The sequence below is a fragment of the Rhizobium sp. TRM96647 genome (assembly GCF_025780115.1).
GTDB lineage: Bacteria > Pseudomonadota > Alphaproteobacteria > Rhizobiales > Rhizobiaceae > Mycoplana.
The window spans coordinates 62,837-79,420 of sequence record NZ_JAOXHF010000004.1 but is presented as its reverse complement, the minus strand read 5'-3'; the positions used below and the strand labels follow the sequence as shown (position 1 = coordinate 79,420).

Here is a 16,584-nt window from a genome sequence, read left to right as displayed (position 1 = left end):
AGCAAGTCTTGCCTATCTTGGTTAAGGACCCGTCAACAGGACGCCGATCGGACCATGACGAACAAGAAAAAACCGAAGGTCTATCTGACACGCCGCCTGCCGGACGTGGTGGAAACGCGCATGCGCGAATTGTTCGACGCCGAGCTCAACATCGAGGACACTCCGCGCACGCAGCCGGAGCTCGTCGCCGCGGTCAAGACGCATGACGTGCTGGTGCCGACCGTGACCGACCGGATCGACGCGGCCCTCATCGAACAGGCCGGGCCGCAGCTGAAGCTCATCGCCAGCTTCTCGAACGGCGTCGACCATATCGACATCGACGCTGCGGCGCGCCGCGGCATCACCGTCACCAACACCCCGAACGTCCTGACCGAGGACACGGCCGACATGACGATGGCGCTCATTCTCGCCGTGCCGCGCCGGCTTGCCGAGGGCGCCCATCTCCTGACCGACCGCAAGGGCGAATGGGCAGGCTGGTCGCCGACATGGATGCTCGGCCACCGGATCTGGGGCAAGCGGCTCGGCATTGTCGGCATGGGCCGGATCGGCACCGCGGTGGCCCGCCGCGCCAAGGCCTTCGGGCTCTCCATCCACTACCACAACCGCCACCGCGTCAGTCTGGCGACGGAGGAAGCGCTGGAGGCGACCTACTGGGACAGCCTCGACCAGATGCTGGCGCGCGTCGACATCGTCTCGGTCAACTGCCCCTCGACGCCGGCGACCTACCACCTGCTTTCGGCCCGGCGGCTGGCGCTGATGCAGCCGTCCAGCTACATCGTCAACACCGCGCGCGGCGGCATCATCGACGAGGCGGCGCTGATCAAGTCCCTGCGCGAAGGCAAGATCGCAGGCGCCGGGCTCGACGTGTTCGAGCACGAGCCGGCGGTGAACCCGAAGCTCGTCAGGCTTGCGACCGAAGGCAAGGTGGTGCTCCTGCCGCACATGGGCTCTGCGACCCTGGAGGGCCGGATCGACATGGGCGAGAAGGTCGTGATCAACATCCGCACCTTCTTCGACGGTCATCGCCCGCCGGACCGGGTGCTGCCGGGCCGGACCTGAAGCAGCCTGCTTAACGGCTGCGGCGCCGATAGCGCATCACCTCGAAGCGCGCCGCCAGGCCGTCATAGAGCATGAGCCGGCCGACGAGCGGCTCGCCGGAGCCAGTGACGAGCTTGATCGCTTCCATCGCCATCAACGTGCCGACGACGCCGGTCAGGGCGCCGACGATGCCGGCCTCGGCGCAGGAGGGGACGACGCCCGGTGGCGGCGGCGCGGGGAAGAGATCGCGGTAGCCGGGGTTCTGCCGCCCGTCCGCGTCGGTCTCCCACGGCTTCAGCACCGTCAGCGAGCCGTCGAAGCGGCCGACCGCTCCGGTGACGAGCGGCAGGCGCGCCGTTTCCGCCGCGTCGGCTGCGGCATAGCGGGTCTCGAAATTGTCGGAGCCGTCGATCAAAAGATCGAAGTCCGCGAGCAGGCCTGGGGCCGACTCGAGAGAGAAGCGTGTGCCGAAACCCGTCACGCGGACATGCGGATTGATCGCGGCGATCGCGGAAGCCGCACTTTCGATCTTGCTGCGACCGATGGCGCCGGTGCCGTGGATCACCTGCCGCTGCAGGTTCGACAGCGACACGGTGTCGTCGTCGACGATGCCGATATGCCCGACGCCGGCGGCGGCGAGATATTGCAGGACCGGCGCGCCGAGACCGCCGGCGCCGATCACCAGAACGGCGGCATTCTTCAGCTTCTGCTGACCCGCGCCGCCGATCTCGGCCAGCACGATGTGGCGCCGGTAGCGCTCGATCTCGTCGGGTCCCAGGGGTTGTTCTTCGGTCGTCACGCGCGATCTCCGCCAGTTGCCTATCTGGCGATCGTGCCGTTTTCCACCGTCAGGAAGCGGGCGCGATCGCCGAGAGCTTCGAACATGGCACGATCGGTCCCGGTCATGAAGGCCTGGCCGCCGAGCGCATCCACGCGATCGAACAGCGCCGCCCTGCGGCCTTCGTCGAGATGGGCGGAAATCTCGTCCAGCAGCAGGACGGGCGCATGTCCCGTCATGCCGGCGACGAGCCCCGCATGGGCGAGGACGATGCCGACCAGGAGCGCCTTCTGCTCTCCGGTCGAGCAACGCGCCGCGTCCATGTCCTTCTCGCGGTGCCGGATCATGAGGTCGACCCTATGTGGTCCGTCCAGCGTCCGGCCGGCGGCCGCGTCGCGAAAACGGCCGTCGCGCAGGGTGGCGGCATAGATCTCCTCGATCTCGTAGGCTGGCCGATCGAGCATGTCGTCGAGAAACCCGGTGAGCGCCATCGTCGAAGTGGGGAACGGCCCCTCGTCGCGCGACGCCTCGACGAGGTCGGCGAGGAGGCCCACGAGTTCGCGCCGCGCCAGTGCCATGGCGACGCCGAGCTCTGCCATCTGAAGCTCCAGCCCGTCCAGCCAGCGCGCATCGGGCCGCGGCTCAGAGAGCAGCCGGTTGCGGCCGCGCATGGCCTTTTCGAAATCCGCCGCCCTGCGACCATGTTCGGGATCGAGCGAAAGGACGAGACGATCGAGAAAGCGGCGGCGGTCCGAGGATGCACCGGTGAAGAGCCCGTCCATGGACGGCGTCAGCCAGACGACGCGCAGATGGTCCAGAAGCTCGTCGACCGACCGGGCCGCGGTTCCGTTCAGCCTGAGACGGCGCGACTGGCCCTCCTCGCCCGCCTCCGTGCCGGTGCCGATCTCGACCTCGCCCTGCATGCCGTCGATCGCCGCGAAGACGCTGAAGCCTCCCGGCGCCCCCTCGCGCGCGACGTCGGCATAGGAGGCGCGCCTGAGGCCGCGGCCGGGGGTCAGGAAGGAGACCGCCTCCATCAGGTTCGTCTTGCCGGCGCCGTTCGCGCCGGTCAGCACGACATGGCGACCGTCGAGCCCGAGCGCGACTGACGCATAGTTGCGAAAATCGTGCAGCTTCAGACTGAAAAGGGTGACCTTGTGAGGCATCGGGATCCGGATCTTTCGCCAGAGAGCTATGCCGAAGCGGGCGCCAAGGCAAGGCCCGCCCGTCGAATGCGACCCGTTCCCGGGGATCGCTCCGGTTGCGTTCACCGGGCCTTAACGCCTCATCGGGACAATGTCGCGGCCGTATCCGCCGCCTGTTGGGGCCGGTCCACCCCCAGGAACGCCATGTCGCCAAACGAACCATCATTCCGTCTCTCGCTTGTAGTTGCCACGCTCGGCCGTTCGGACGAACTGGCGCGGCTTTTGGCCTCGCTCGCGGCACAGACGATCTCCGGCTTCGAGGTCATCATCGTCGACCAGAACAGCGACGACCGCGTGCTGGGCCCGATCGCGCAGCATGCCGAAAGCCTCGAGATCGTCCACGTCAGGACACCGAGGAAGGGCGTCTGCCGGGCCCGCAACCTCGGCGCCTCCATGGCGCGCGGCGAATGGCTGATGTTTCCGGACGACGATTGCTGGTATCCGGACGATCTTCTGGAACGCTACCGGCAGGTGACCGAAGCCACGCCCGCCGATTTTCATTGCGGCCGCGCCACCAATGCAGTGGGACAGACGATCATGGGCACGTTCGAGAGCCACCCGGTGCGGATCCGGCGCGGCAACGTCTGGACGACGCTGATCGAATGGATGCTGACGGTGCGCAAGGACGACTTCACGGCTGCCGGCGGGTTCGATGAGAGGATCGGGCCGGGCTCGGGCACGCCATGGGGCGCCTACGAGGTGCAGGACTTCGTGCTGACGCTGCTGGAGCGCGGCCTGGCCGGCCGATACGACCCGATGCTCGCGGGCCACCATCCCGAGGACATGACCGACCAGACCGTTCCGGCGAACATCGCCAAGATCCGCTGCTACAGCGCCGGTCTCGGCTATGTGATGCGCAAGCACGGCTTCGGTCTTTCCGGTTTCCTGCCGCGTCTCCTGCGGCCGCTCGCGGGCATGAGCATCTACGCGCTGACCGGCCGCCCGGCGATGGCACGGCGATCGCAGCAGATCCTGGCCGGCCGCTGGGACGGCTGGCGAAAGGCGGCCGGGCTCCGGCAGGATATCTTAAGGGTTGAAAGCTAGGGTCTGCACCTTGGGGTCGTGACCGGCGGTTGCGGCTGTGACGGATAACGGCTGCCGGCCAGCGGAGCGACGACCATGTTGCGGACAAACGACCTTGCGGTGGACGCCGCCGGAAGCGCCTCCTGGGCGCCCGGATCGGCCGCTCTGCCCGTCTGCTTTGCCGGGACCGTCGGCCTCTTCACGCCGTCGATGGCGGGTACGACGCCGTCCGACTGTGCCGCGCTCTTCCTCAGCCCCTGGGGCTTCGAGGAAATGTGCACGCGCAAGCTCTGGCGGGAACTTGCCGAAGGCTTCGCCGGCCTCGGGATCGCGAGCCTGCGCTTCGACTATCCCGGCACGGGCGATTCGCTCGACCCGATGGAATTTTCCGGCGGCCTGCCCGTCTGGCAAAAGGCGATCGGGGTCGCCGCCGCCGAACTGCGCATGCTCTCCGGCGCGAGACGGCTGATCCTTGTCGGGCAGGGGCTGGGAGCGACGTTCTCGATCCTTTTCGGGCGGCAGCTCGGGGCGGTCGAGGCAACGGTGCTGATGGCACCGGTGGTCAGCGGACGCTTCTATCTGCGCGAGCTTTCCGCCTGGTCGAAGATGGTGGATGACGGCCTCGGGCTGACCGAGGAGCAGCGTCTGACGGGGAAGACATCGGTCGCGGGCCTCGTCATGCCGGACGACGTGGCAGCCGCGGTGCGTGCAATCAACCTTCAGGCCACCGATGCCGCGCCGGCCGGATCGATCCTGATGGTGCACCGGCCGGCGCGGGACAATGAAGCGGCCCTCGCCGCACGGCTGGAAGAGCTGGGTGCCGCGGTCTGCCGGAAGCCTTATCTCGGCTATGACGAACTCGTCTCCAACCCCACGCTCGCCATCCAGCCCGAAACGGTCATGCAGCACGTCACCGAATGGGTCGGAACGCTGGCGGCCGCGGCCGGGCCTGCGCGCGGGCCGCAGCTTGCGCCGCCCCCGGCCGTTCTGGAAGGCGACGGCTTTGCCGAAGAGTCGCTGCGGTTCGGGCCGGCCGGCCGACTGTCCGGCATCCTCTGCCGGCCGGCCGGTCCGCGGCGCGGCGCCGCCGTGATCCTGCTCGGCACCGCCTATGACCGGCACGCCGGGTGGGCGCGCTCGACCGTGGACACAGCTCGGCTCCTCGCGCGGCAGGGCGTTGCGTCCCTCCGGTTCGACGCCGCCAATGTCGGCGACAGCCCGCCGGTGGACGGTGCGGCGGGGCAGGTGCTCTTTTCCGAGGGACAGAGAGACGACGTGCGCGCCGCCTTCGACCTGATGGCCGCGCGGCAGCTGACGCCCGCCGTCCTTGCCGGACGATGCAGTGGTGCCTACCTCGCCTTCCAGAGCGCCATCGACGAGCCGCGCTGCCGGAGCGTCGTCGCCGTCAATCCCTTCACCTTCGTGTGGGACCGGGACGAAGAGGTCGATGCGGCGCTGCGGTACAATCCGCGCTCGCTCGGCGACTATCGCAAGCGGGCGTTGCGGCTGGACACCTTGCGTCGGCTGGCTTTGGGCCAGATCGATCTCCGGCGTGCCGCAGCCAATATCGGCAAGCAACTCGGCCGTCGGGTCGCGCTGATGGCGCCGGGCCCGCTGGGCTGCCTGTCGAAATACGGCCGGCTGCGGCAGGCGGTGCTTTCGGCCTTCCGCTCGCTCGCCGAACGGCGCGTGCCGGTGCGGCTGATCTATAGCGACACCGACGTGGGGCTGGAGCGCTACCACGCCTATTTCGGGGCCGACGGATCCGGCATGAAGGCGTTTGCGAATGTCACGGTCGAGATCGTCCCCGATGCCGACCACAACCTGTCGCCGCCCGCCGCCAGGGCTCTCCTGCAACAGCGGATTCTCGAGGCAGCGCTCGCCGCCGACTGAGCGACGCGAGGAACGTTGCGACAGAGCCGGTCGATCTCGGTCAGAAGGAAACCGGAGCAGGCAGGTTCAGGGCGGACAGCTCTCCGCCGGGGCGTTCCACGGCGCCCGTGCGGACCAGCCGGATGACGCGTTCCCGGCCGGGAGAAAGATGGAACCAGCTATCCGAGGGCAGGAAGCCCGGGCAATCGATGTGGGCAGACTGCAGCAGCCGGTCCGCCCCGACCCGCAGCTGCCAGCCGCCCTCCACCTCTTCCAGCGCGACAGTCGCCCTTGCCGCATGAAGGGCGCGCGCTCGGCCTTGCGGGAAATGGAAGGCCTCGGCGACGATCACCGGACCGTCACCGTCCTGCAGGCTCGCGATGGTCACGTCGTGGGCGGGTGGACCGAAGCGGAAGGCATAGGTCGTGTCGAAGAAGGCGCCGAAGAGATCGGTGGCGGCGAAAGTGGCAACGCCGCGCGCCGCAAGCATCAGGGCGCGCCGCCCGGTGACGACGGGCTGACGGCCGTCGCGCAGGCAGGTGAGTTCGACGGTCAGTTCGCGTCCTTGATCCGTCTCGTTGATCACGTGCACGTCGAGGCCGTTGGTGCCCTCGTCGGAGAGCAGCACCTGGAGCGGGCGGAAGGCGCGCCGCAGCGCGTGCCAGGCCGGCTTCGGCAGGCCGGTGGCATCGACGACGCCCCAGCCTGCGCCCGGCATGAGGTCCTGAAGCGTCCAGACGAGCGCACCGTTGCAGCTCGATTGCGGCCGCCGCCACTCGGCATATGTCGCCTCCATCACCTCGCCGCTGACCGCGCGGGAGACATCGAGATAGCGGAGTGGGTCCTCGCGTCGCAGGCGCGCCGGGTCGCAATCGTAGAGCTGGCCGAGATAGTGGTCGCGCACGTCCTCGAAATCCCAGGAGGCGCCGCGGTCGCGCGGGACCCGGGATTTCCAGCGCGGGTCGTGCACGGCGGGGACGGGAAGATGCGCGTCGAGCGTCACCTGCTCAGGGACATTGGCGAAGGCCAGCGATTCGGCCGCAAAGCGTACCCCGGCCCGGCGCGCATCCTCGAGCGGCCGGCAATAGGCGCCGACGCCGTAATAGTGGGCGACGCCCGCATTGGAGGAGAACGGCATGGCGCCGCCAAAGGGCGAGTTGGGGACGAAGGGGACGTCCGGGCGCAGCGCCCGGACGATCTCGGGCAGGACCGCATCCGTCAGCGGCCCGTTCCCTGCCTCGGCCGGCAGACCGAGCATCGCCGCCTGCTGGAATACCTCGCTGCCGCCGCAGAGAACGGCCAGCGCAGGCGAAGCGGCCGTGCCCTGCAGGAACTGTTCGACCTCGGTTTTCAGCAGGGCGACGAAATCTCTGTCTGCAGCCGGATAGTCGAAGTTCGCCAGCATGACGTCCTGCCAGACGAGAATGCCGAGCTCGTCGCACAGCTCGAAAAAGGCATTGCTCTCATAGGCCATGGTGCCGCCGATGCGCAGCAGGTTCATGCCCGCCCCGGCGGCAAGCCTCAAGGTCGGCTCGTAGGCCGCCCGCGTGCCCGGCAGGTCGACGATGTCGGCATTCGTCCAGACCGCGCCGCGGCAGAAGACCGGGACCCCGTTCACCCGCAGGGCGAAACCGCGGCCGTCCGCACCGGTATCGATATCGATGCGGCGGAAACCGGTGCGACCGAGCGCATGGCTCTCGCCGTCGAGATCGACCTCGACCCCGTGCAGAACCGGCCGGCCATGCGTATGCGGCCACCAGGCCGCAACGTCGGGGATGGCGAGATTGCCCTGCCACCGGCCATCGGCCCCGCGCTCCATGGCCGCCGTGACGCCGGCGCAGCGCAGAAGGGCGGGGCGGGCGCCGTCGCCGGACAGGAACGATACGGCCAGATGCCCGGTGCCGTCCGGCGCGAGCGTCGCGGCCATGCGAATGTCTGCCGGCCCGGCCGGCTGCGGCCGCACGAGGCGGACGGGGCGATAGGGACCGAGCGCATGCACGGAAGGACACCATCCCGGCATCCGGCCGAGCAGCGTCGTTCGGGTGAGCCGGATACCTTGCGGAACGATCATCTGCGGACGCCAGCGGGCGCGCGGGCCGCGTCGCTCGAGATGCGGGCTGAGTGCGCGGAAGCAGATCGCCAGACGGTCCCTGCCGGTGACCTGCACGTCGATCTCGTGGGCCACGAACATCGAGTGGGAGGAAAGCCGGAGCTCGCCGTTCCAGTAGACGTCCGCGATCGTCGCCAGGCCTTCCAGCACAAGCACGGCCGGACCCGGCGTCTCGCCGATGCGTTCGAGCAGGTACCACGCATCATAGCCGTCGAGCGGCATCGGGTCGTCGCGGTCGAAGCGTCCTGCGCGTTCCAGCGCGCCCGCGACCGTGCCCGGCACCGGCGCATCCAGCAATTCCACATCGGGACCGATCATGGAGGGATCGGACCACGCGCCGGCTGCCACAAGGCACAGCTTCCAGCCCTTCTCCAGGTCCACGATCTGCGGGGACGTGCCTTCGGCCGCTTCGCTCATGTGCCCTCCGGCCTCAGTCGATGCGGCGTTCGAGCACGGCGATCATCTCGTCCCAGGCCGAGACTGCCGGATCGAGCGCCGTCGCAAGGGGCTCGATCCGCTTGCGGGTGACCGCGCGGGCGAGCTGGAACTGCACCGACTTGGCGTTCTCGGCGATGCGACGCGCGGCCGCCGCCGCATCCGACAGCGAGCCGTCCGGGGCGCTCCAATCGAGGTGGCTGGCGGCGAGCTCGAAATTGGCGCCGAGCTGGCGCAGCGTGTTGAAGGCATATTTGTGGAAGAAGCCGAAGGGCCGCTCCGCGACGGCCTCCACCTGGCCGGGAAAGACGGCGGCGAAGGCAGCGACGGGATTGTCCGCCGGCCGGCGCTGCAGATGGAAGCGCAGCAGGCGGCGGGCGGCCCTTGCCGTGTCGGCCTCGGCCGGGCGCGCGGCGGGAAACTTCGCAAACTCCGTATAGGGCAGGAACGGCAGCGCATCGGCCGGCGCGTCAAGCTGGAACAGGCCGTCGAAATCCTCGCCATCGAGCCGGAAGAAGCCGGCATTGTGGAAATAGTCGAGCGTGCGGCTTCCAAGGTCCAGCCGGTTGATCGCCACCGTCGTCTTGCCGTGCTCCCGCCGGTAGGCGACGCCGCGCGTGTCGGGCATGTAGTAACTGTCCATCTCGACGAGGCACAGGCGACCACGGCCGATCTGTTCGGCGACGTGGCGCTCGACGCGGTCATAGATCGCAAGCTCGGTGCAGCGGATGCCGTAGAGGACTTCGAGGTCCTCGAGCGGCACCTTGAAGAAGGTGAACTGGTCGCCCTCGAAATCCTGCGTCAGCGTGAAGCCCAGCATCGCCTCCGGCGGCAGCGCCTGCGCGCTCAGAACCTCGATCCACAGGTCGACATAGCAGTTGGTTTCCGGCCACATGCGCTCGTGATCGTGCAGCGCGTGCGGCCGGTAGGTGGCGGGATCGAGCCCGGGAAAGACGGAAGCTACGCCCAAGGTCAGCCCCAGAGGGTCTTGCGGACGCTTTCCGGCCAGTCGGCAACGTCGAGACCGTGGGTGTGGAACAGAGCGAGCGCGATGCGTTCCAGGCCGAAGCCGACGCAAGCGGTGTGCGCGACGCTGCCGTCTTCCATGGTCAGGCCCCACTTCGTGCCGAACGCATCCTGATGATAGTTGAAGCTCATGCAGGCCGTGGGTCTTGCGACCGAGGTGATCGGGATCAGGAGCTCGAACTTCAGGTTCTGGTCACGCTGGTTGTTGGCCAGCATCTTGCCGGCGCGGCCGAAGAAGGGATCGTTGGCGACATCGATCGCCACCTCGAGGCCGACCTCCTTCATCATCTGCACGCCGCGGTCCATCCAGGACTGGCGGAAATCCGTGACATGCTTCTCCGTGCCCATGCAGACATATTCGCGCATGCGGAAGAGCTGCTGGCGGGCCGGGTCCTGCGAAGGTTCGTGGCGGAAGCAGTAGGACTGCAGGTCGTAGAGCGCGCCCTTTGCCGGGATCGCCCCGCGTCTGGCAACCGTCGGATAGAGCGGGTAGCAAGCGGCCGGCGTCAGGACGATATCGGTTGCCTTCTGGTCCTTGGTCCAGTCCTCCTCGCCCACTTCCATGCACTTCAGCAGGCTCATATGGTCGAGTTCGTTGCCGCAGAAGGAATGGACCGTGCCGGCCAGCTGCGGGAAGCTCTTCATGTAGCCGCTCTTTTCGAAGAAGGCGCGGTTCATGCCCGGCGGGAAGCGCATGGCTTCCGCGCCGTCGGCGCCGCCGACACGGTCGATCAGCCGCTCGAAGGCGAGGATGACGTCCTCGAACCGGCCGCTGCGGCCATAGAGCCCTTCAACGCCGGTGTCGATCAGAAGGCCGGAATCGAACAGGCGGTCGAGAAACGAGGTCTGCATATCCATGGTTCTTCACCCCAGAAGACTGGTGTCCTGCTTGTGGACAAGCAGGAGATTGGACGTGTTGCCGAGAATGCGGTCGTTGGAGATCATCAGCTGGGCCGAATGCGCATCGCGCAGGTGCCGGCCAAGGCTGTAGGGCGTACCGTTCTTGTAGCCCATGATGCCGCAGATCAGCATGGCGTGGTTGATGATCGTCAGGATCGTCTCGGACGAGCCGATCTTCAGATTGTTCATGGCGACGGCGAAGCCCATCGAGGACAGCCGGTCGGCATCCGCCTTCGCCACCTCGAATTCGTTCAGGCCGGCGACCACGTTCGACTTCAGCAGTTGCAGCAGGTTCGACGCCTCGGCCAGGCGCAGGGCGCCGGGCGGCGTCTGGCCCGGCGACTTGCGTGCCGCGGCGCGGACGAAGGCCTGGGCACGCGCCATCGCATTGGCGGCGATCCCGTACCAGACGGCGCTCCAGAGAAGATGCGAGGTGGCGAGCATCGACTGGGCGGCGATCTCGGCGAAGGGCTTGGGCAGGATCTGCTCGGCCGGCGCCTCGGCCTTGAACAGATAGCCGTCGGAGCAGGTGCCGCGCATGCCGAGCGTATCCCAGACATGGGTGCGCTCCAGCGTGTATTGATCCTTCGTGAATACGGTCATCACCTGGTCGGTGGAGGCGGCCTCGGCGTGGCTGCGCGAGGTAATCAGGATCGCATCCGCGTTTGCGCCATAGGAAATGACGGTCGCATCCTTCTCAAGCCGGCAGCGGTCGCCCTCGACCGCGATGGCGCAGATGCTGTTGCGCAGGTTGCCGCCGATGCCGCCTTCCGTCGTGGCGGAAGCCAGAAGCAGCTGTTCGTCGGCGATGCGGCGCATGAAGGTGCGGTGCCAGGTGGCATCGGCGCCATGCGAGACGAGGCTCGACGCCTTGATCTGGTGCATGGCGAAAACCATGGCCGCGGCAGAGCAGGACTGGCCCAGAATGGAGCAGACCTCGGCGATTTCGGCGATGCTCGCCCCTTCGCCGCCGAGCTCCGTGACGATCTGGATGGACAGCAGGCGTTCGGCGCGCATGGCGTCCACCGCTTCCTGCGGGAAGCGCCCCTTGACGTCGACATCGTCGGCGTGCGCCTCGGCCACGGCGGCAACGCGGGCGGCTCTTTCCGCCAGACCTGCCCCGGTGGACATGTTCATTCGGCAGCCTCCGCATTGCCGGTCAGGCTTTCGACCGTGCGAGTGATGGCCGCGATGCTCTGGAACGACTTGCGGTTGAGCAGGTTGTCCGGAAACTCCAGGTCGAAGGCTTCCTCGATCGCCAGCATGATCTGGACGGATGCGAAGGACGACAGACCGGCCGCGTAGAGGTCCTGGTCGTCGGCAATCTGGTCGACAGCGACCGGCAGGCCGCCATGCCTGGCGAGCAATTCACGGATCTTCTGCTTCATGGCGACATTCTCCCGCGTTCATCTTCATGTCGGCCGGCGATGCCGCCCGTTCCGATCTTGTTCAACCAGAGGCATACATGAGGAGAGATAAGAACGCTTGAAGGGACATGGATAAGATTCCATGAAGGCGGCCAAGTACCCGTGCCGCCCCATGCGCTGACGCTGCGCGGTCGCCCGTTCCGAAAAACATCATATTTTCAGCATGTTTAATATTTCCGTCGTCGCCCTATCCCGGCATTTCCGACGACAGGTTGAGAGGTTGTTAACCATAATCTGAGAGGTTGCGGGACGGTCCCCGGGAACCGCCGTGTGGTCTGACGGCAGCGAAGGCTGCAAAATTCGGCCGCGTCCCCAGGATTGCGACAGGGACGGCGACAGGGACGGGCGATCGGGCATGTGATGGACATCGACATTTTTCAGCTGCCGGGCATCGTGAGGAAGAGGATCCACTACGTGATCCTCGCCGCGGTGGTGTGCGCGCTGCTGGGCATGGGTTTCGTCCTCACCCAGAAGCCGTTCTACCGCTCGACCGCCGAGATCTTCGTCGATATCGGCGCCGGGCCCGTCGTCGGCACCGATACCGGCGGGTCGCTCAACACGCAGCAGGTGATCGGCAGCCAGATCTACCTGATCCAGTCCCGCGACGTGCTGCGCGACGTCGTGACCAGGCTGGACCTCACAAACGACCCCTATTTCAACGGCGGCGGCCTGCTGTCGAAGCTGCTGGGCCGGCCGAAGACCGACGCGGCGACGGTCGACGGCGTTATCAATGCCCTGCTGGAAAACCTGAGCGTCGCGCGCAACGGCGACAGCTTCGTCTTCACCATCACCGTCAAGCACGGCAACAGCGAAATGGCCGCGAAGATCGCCAATGCCATTGCCGAAAGCTACCTCGCGGTCGCCGACAAGGCGCGCCTGGACGTCAGCCTGAAGACCACCCGCACGATCGCCGAGCAGGCGGAAGAGCTGCGCCAGCGGGTGCTCGACGCCCAGGAGGCGGTGGAGGACTTCCGGGCCGAGAACGGCATGATCAGCGCGGGCGACCAGGGACTGATCACCGACCAGCAGCTCGCCGGCCTGAACCAGCAGTTGCTGACAGCGCGCCAGCAGGTGGAACAGCTGAAGACGGCCTACGAGCAGGCACGCCAGCTCAACGTCTCCAATGTCGAGGCCGGCGCCATTCCCGAGACGCTGAATTCCGGCGCGCTCTCCGGGCTACGCAGCCGCTATTCGCAGGCGCTCGACCGCCAGGCGGAACTGGCGGCCAATCTCGGCAACGACCATCCGCAGATGCGGGCGATCCGCTCGCAGATCGCCAGCATCCGCAACGCTATCGAGATCGAACTCGAGCGCATACGCCAGTTGTCGGCCAATACCTACGAGCGCAGCCGGGCCAACCTCGCCTCGCTGGAAAAGCGCTTCGACGACCAGGCGGCCTCGAGCAAGGACAACGGCAAGCTCCGCTTCCAGCTGGTCCAGCTGACCAGCGAGGCTGCGGCCATCGATGCGGTCTACAAGGCATTCCTGACCCGCGCCGAGGAACTGAGCCGCCAGCAGGATCTCGGCAACGGCAATTCCCGCGTCATCTCCGAAGCCGTGCCGTCCGACAAGGCGGTGCAGGCGCCGAAGCTTCTGGTATTGATCGCCGCGGTCCTGTTCGGATCTGCCGCGGGCGCCGCCCTTGCGGTGCTGCGCGAACTCCTGGGCGGCACCAAGCGCATGGAGCGCAGCCTCGTCTCCAGGACCGGTGCGCCGATGCTTGCCATCATGGCCGGCGACGCGCTACCGCCACCCGGCCGCCTGGACCGTTTCGCGCAGCGGCTGCCGTTTGCACGGCCACCCGTCCCGGAAGCCCTGCCGCGGGAGGCGGGGATCCGCAGGCTCGGCCAGTTGCTCGAGGCGGAATTCGGTGCCAGCCGCCCCGCCACCATTGCATTTTTGTCTGCCGACGGCAGCGGCCGCGACGGGGTTGCCGCGGACGTGGCGCGCGAGTTGCATGTCGCCGGCGAGACCGTGCTCTTCTGCAACGGCGAACTCCGCCACAGGGATCATTCGGCCGCGCGATCTTCCTGGAGCGTCAAGATCCGCCTCGACGCCGCCTTGCCACGCGACCATGCGCTGGAGGACGTCCTGCACTTCGAACGCATCGGCGCCGGCGGTCTGAGGCGGATCGCGGCACTCGGGTCCTCCCGCGTCAGCACCGCGCCGCGGACCGAACCCGTCGACTTCGCCGTCATCGACTGCAGCGGCACGCCGGCCGAAACGGTCATCCCCACCGTCCTGAAGCATACCGACGCCGTCATCGTCGTCTCGACCGTCGGTGCGACGGGCGGCGATGCCCTCGACACGCTGATGGCGGAAATCGGCCCCTGGCGCGACAAGATCCTCGGAAACATCCTTCTGACCCACCGGGCGCCGTAGGAGACGCCGAGATGGCCCGCACGGAATCGATCGGCTACGGGACGGGCTTCAGCAACCGGCGAAGCCACAACATCCCGCAGGCGCACCACGAAGCCGGCACGCCGGCCAAAATCGACCCGGTGCGCATCGCCGCGATCGTGACGGTGATCGGCGGCCTCGTGTTCAATGCGCTCCTCTGCCTGGTCAACACCCGTTTCATGGGCATGGCAGACCGCCACGTCATCATGTCGGAACTCGTGATCGTCGGCTGCGCCTTCCTCGCGGCCATGACGCGAAAGTCGACGCTCTATGTGATCCTCGGCCTGTTCGTCAGCTACATGATGTTCCTGTTCATGCTGCGCGGGCAGGTGAATCCCAAGGCCGTCCGCGACATCCTCATCCCGCTGACCTTCTACTTCATGGCCGTGCGCATCGCGGATGCGAGGCTCGCCGACAGGCTCGTGACGGCCAGCGGCCTGATCGTCGTCGGCTTCGGGCTGTTCGAGTACCTCTTCCTGGAGACCTTCCTCGAATACTTTAACGTCATCGGCTACTATCTGGCGCGCGGCACCGTGACGCTCGACCAGGTGTTCGGGCAGACCAAGGGCCTGTTCATTTCCGGCCAGCGCCCCGAGGCACGGACGATCCTGCCCTTCCTCGGTCAACACCGCGTCTCGTCCGTCTTCCTGGAGCCTGTGTCGATGGGCAATTTCGCCGTGATCATCTATTCCTGGGCGCTCTATCGCGGCCGCGCCTTCCCCGGCCGCTGGCTGGTCTTTGCGCTTGCCTTCACGGTGATCGCGCTGGCCGACGCGCGATTCGGGCTCTACAGCTGCGTGCTGATCACGCTTCTCTATCCCGTCTATTCCTTCCTGCCGCGGCTGGTCTGGGTCGTCCTGCCGTTCTTCCTGCTCGCGGTGCTGTCGATCTACGGCATCACCTCGGTCTCCGGCGGGGGACCGAACGACCTCGCCGGACGGTTCGCCGTGACCGCGCATATCCTGACGCAACTCGACCTCGGCGTGGTGCTGGGCTCGGAGACGACCGACGCGTTTACCGCCGATTCCGGCATCTCCTACTCGCTGACCGCCTTCGGGATCTTCGGCTTCATCGGACTGTGGGCGATGTTCGTGCATGCGCCGCTGAAGGAAGCGCGGGCCTGGCGCTTCCATTCGATGATGATCGTCTACCTGCTGCTTCTGATGCTGATCAGCGATTCGTTCTATTCGATCAAGACGGCCGCCCTGATGTGGTTCCTGGTCGGCACCGCCGGGGCTTGCCGGCAGACGGCCGCTCCGCAACGGCCGGCTGCCGCTGCCATGCCACGCAGGGCATGAGTTTCCTTACCCGGATTCGCCGAGCGCCGGGCAGGCCGCCTTCGGCGCCGGGATGCTGCCGCCATATTCGAGGGCGCGCAGCTGCGGCCGGTCGCCCTCGCTGGTCGGCTGGATGTTGAGCGCCTCGGTTTCCGGCCACCAGTCGCCCGCCGCCCAGTAGGTCCAGCCGGTCCATACGTCCGGGGCGCCGTCGACGACGGCGGTCATGCGCGACAGGGCCGTCAGGCATTCGGTCGTGGCCGGTGCGCCGAATTCGCCGAGAAAGCCACGCTTGCCGTTCTCGCGCAGCCAGACCGTGAACCGCTCGAGCGCCGCCACGGCTTGCGCCGCGCCCTCGCAGGTCTCGTGCGTGCCGGAGAAGTCGTCGTCCAAGTACTGATGGACCTCGTAGGCGTAGTTCTTCGCCGGATCCTCGATACCCAGCATGACGCTGGCGTTCGAACCGCCGGGGCGATCGCTCTCCCAGCTGTGGGCGCCGGTCCAGATCGTTCCGGGAACGTAGACGAGATTTTCGGCCCCCGTGCTGCGGATGGCGGCGATGGCGGCGTTGGCGGCGACCAGCCATCGGTCCGCCGGAATGTCGTGGGGCTCGTTCATCAGGCCGAACTGCACCGCCGGGTCGTTTGCGAACTCTATGGCAAGCCGTCGCCAGAAGTCGGCAAAGGCCTCGACGGGGACCTCGGCAGAGCCGATCTGCCGGCCGCCATGATAGGCATAGTTGTGCGGATCGAGGACCACCGTGAAACCCGCCGCCTTCAGGCGCTTGACGGTGTCGACGAGACGCCGGCGCTCGCCCATCGCAAACGCCCGACCGAGCCTCGGCTGAAGCCGTTCCCAGCGGAAGGGCAGCCGCGCGCCGTTGAACCCCTTGCCGGCAAAATACCGGATCGTCTCGTCGCTCGGATAGATGTAGTCCTTGCCGTAGACGCCTGGCGGATCGCCGAACTCGGCCCCGGCAAGGTTGACGCCGCGCAGGCAGGCGGCGGACGCATCCAACGGAAGGACCAGCGCCAGCGCGAGCCCGCCGATCCGCATCGCCCTGCGTCTCATCTGCCTGCTCCCGGATTTCGCA

The 16,584-nt window shown here is 67.3% G+C and carries 13 protein-coding genes; 5 read left to right on the top strand and 8 right to left on the bottom strand.

Annotated features, from left to right (window positions below):
- Positions 1–54 precede the first annotated feature (54 nt).
- Positions 55–1,059 carry a 2-hydroxyacid dehydrogenase gene (locus tag OCK02_RS08875; RefSeq protein ID WP_263812744.1) on the top strand — a complete coding sequence of 335 codons (1,005 nt, stop codon included), beginning with the start codon at positions 55–57 and terminating at the stop codon, positions 1,057–1,059.
- Between the two features lie 10 nt (positions 1,060–1,069).
- Here OCK02_RS08875 and moeB read toward each other — a convergent pair whose 3' ends face one another.
- Positions 1,070–1,837 carry a molybdopterin-synthase adenylyltransferase MoeB gene (gene moeB / locus OCK02_RS08870; protein WP_263812743.1) on the bottom strand — a complete coding sequence of 256 codons (768 nt, stop codon included), beginning with the start codon at positions 1,835–1,837 and terminating at the stop codon, positions 1,070–1,072.
- A 20-nt stretch (positions 1,838–1,857) separates the two neighbouring features.
- Entirely contained in the window at positions 1,858–2,982 is a 1,125-nt protein-coding gene (gene recF / locus OCK02_RS08865; RefSeq protein WP_263812742.1) for a DNA replication/repair protein RecF, read from the bottom strand.
- A gap of 183 nt (positions 2,983–3,165) precedes the next feature.
- Between recF and OCK02_RS08860 the strand changes: the two genes are divergently transcribed.
- Together OCK02_RS08860 and OCK02_RS08855 are read left to right on the top strand one after the other, a co-directional pair.
- Positions 3,166–4,065 (top strand): glycosyltransferase family 2 protein, encoded by a 900-nt coding sequence (locus OCK02_RS08860; RefSeq protein ID WP_263812741.1) that lies wholly within the window; start codon positions 3,166–3,168, stop codon positions 4,063–4,065.
- 75 nt (positions 4,066–4,140) lie between these two features.
- On the top strand, positions 4,141–5,937 hold the full coding sequence (locus OCK02_RS08855; RefSeq protein WP_263812740.1) for an alpha/beta hydrolase: 1,797 nt from the start codon (positions 4,141–4,143) through the stop codon (positions 5,935–5,937).
- A 40-nt stretch (positions 5,938–5,977) separates the two neighbouring features.
- On the opposite strand, the gene OCK02_RS08850 is transcribed toward OCK02_RS08855, so the two are convergent.
- Genes OCK02_RS08850 through OCK02_RS08830 form a run of 5 tightly spaced genes read right to left on the bottom strand, consistent with a single transcriptional unit; the run spans position 5,978 to position 11,775 of the window.
- Entirely contained in the window at positions 5,978–8,443 is a 2,466-nt protein-coding gene (locus OCK02_RS08850) for a glycosyl hydrolase 2 galactose-binding domain-containing protein (RefSeq protein ID WP_263812739.1), read from the bottom strand.
- A 13-nt stretch (positions 8,444–8,456) separates the two neighbouring features.
- Positions 8,457–9,437, bottom strand: coding sequence for a DUF1839 family protein (locus tag OCK02_RS08845; RefSeq protein ID WP_412178796.1), 981 nt, complete (start codon positions 9,435–9,437; stop codon positions 8,457–8,459).
- Positions 9,434–10,345 carry an amino acid--[acyl-carrier-protein] ligase gene (locus tag OCK02_RS08840; RefSeq protein WP_263812738.1) on the bottom strand — a complete coding sequence of 304 codons (912 nt, stop codon included), beginning with the start codon at positions 10,343–10,345 and terminating at the stop codon, positions 9,434–9,436. The genes OCK02_RS08845 and OCK02_RS08840 overlap by 4 nt, the downstream gene beginning before the upstream one ends.
- A gap of 6 nt (positions 10,346–10,351) precedes the next feature.
- Complete coding sequence (locus tag OCK02_RS08835; RefSeq protein WP_263812737.1) at positions 10,352–11,524, bottom strand: acyl-CoA dehydrogenase family protein; 1,173 nt, start codon at positions 11,522–11,524, stop codon at positions 10,352–10,354.
- On the bottom strand, positions 11,521–11,775 hold the full coding sequence (locus OCK02_RS08830; protein WP_263812736.1) for an acyl carrier protein: 255 nt from the start codon (positions 11,773–11,775) through the stop codon (positions 11,521–11,523). The genes OCK02_RS08835 and OCK02_RS08830 overlap by 4 nt, the downstream gene beginning before the upstream one ends.
- Positions 11,776–12,174: 399 nt before the next feature.
- On the opposite strand from OCK02_RS08830, the gene OCK02_RS08825 reads away from it, so the two are divergent.
- On the top strand, positions 12,175–14,196 hold the full coding sequence (locus tag OCK02_RS08825; RefSeq protein ID WP_263812735.1) for a GumC family protein: 2,022 nt from the start codon (positions 12,175–12,177) through the stop codon (positions 14,194–14,196).
- An 11-nt stretch (positions 14,197–14,207) separates the two neighbouring features.
- Positions 14,208–15,512 carry a UDP-phosphate alpha N-acetylglucosaminyltransferase gene (locus tag OCK02_RS08820; RefSeq protein WP_263812734.1) on the top strand — a complete coding sequence of 435 codons (1,305 nt, stop codon included), beginning with the start codon at positions 14,208–14,210 and terminating at the stop codon, positions 15,510–15,512.
- Positions 15,513–15,518: 6 nt separating this feature from the next.
- Here the strand turns inward: OCK02_RS08820 and OCK02_RS08815 are convergent, their stop codons facing one another.
- Positions 15,519–16,562, bottom strand: coding sequence for a glycoside hydrolase family 5 protein (locus OCK02_RS08815; RefSeq protein ID WP_263812733.1), 1,044 nt, complete (start codon positions 16,560–16,562; stop codon positions 15,519–15,521).
- Positions 16,563–16,584 lie beyond the last annotated feature (22 nt).

What these genes read in the sequence shown, in the direction of transcription:
- OCK02_RS08875 (WP_263812744.1), top strand. Translation starts at nt 55, where the DNA reads ATGACGAACAAGAAAAAACCGAAGGTCTATCTGACACGCCGCCTGCCG.
- recF (WP_263812742.1), bottom strand. Translation starts at nt 2,982, where the DNA reads ATGCCTCACAAGGTCACCCTTTTCAGTCTGAAGCTGCACGATTTTCGC.
- OCK02_RS08860 (WP_263812741.1), top strand. Translation starts at nt 3,166, where the DNA reads ATGTCGCCAAACGAACCATCATTCCGTCTCTCGCTTGTAGTTGCCACG.
- OCK02_RS08855 (WP_263812740.1), top strand. Translation starts at nt 4,141, where the DNA reads ATGTTGCGGACAAACGACCTTGCGGTGGACGCCGCCGGAAGCGCCTCC.
- OCK02_RS08850 (WP_263812739.1), bottom strand. Translation starts at nt 8,443, where the DNA reads ATGAGCGAAGCGGCCGAAGGCACGTCCCCGCAGATCGTGGACCTGGAG.
- OCK02_RS08840 (WP_263812738.1), bottom strand. Translation starts at nt 10,345, where the DNA reads ATGGATATGCAGACCTCGTTTCTCGACCGCCTGTTCGATTCCGGCCTT.
- OCK02_RS08835 (WP_263812737.1), bottom strand. Translation starts at nt 11,524, where the DNA reads ATGAACATGTCCACCGGGGCAGGTCTGGCGGAAAGAGCCGCCCGCGTT.
- OCK02_RS08830 (WP_263812736.1), bottom strand. Translation starts at nt 11,775, where the DNA reads ATGAAGCAGAAGATCCGTGAATTGCTCGCCAGGCATGGCGGCCTGCCG.
- OCK02_RS08825 (WP_263812735.1), top strand. Translation starts at nt 12,175, where the DNA reads ATGGACATCGACATTTTTCAGCTGCCGGGCATCGTGAGGAAGAGGATC.
- OCK02_RS08820 (WP_263812734.1), top strand. Translation starts at nt 14,208, where the DNA reads ATGGCCCGCACGGAATCGATCGGCTACGGGACGGGCTTCAGCAACCGG.
- OCK02_RS08815 (WP_263812733.1), bottom strand. Translation starts at nt 16,562, where the DNA reads ATGAGACGCAGGGCGATGCGGATCGGCGGGCTCGCGCTGGCGCTGGTC.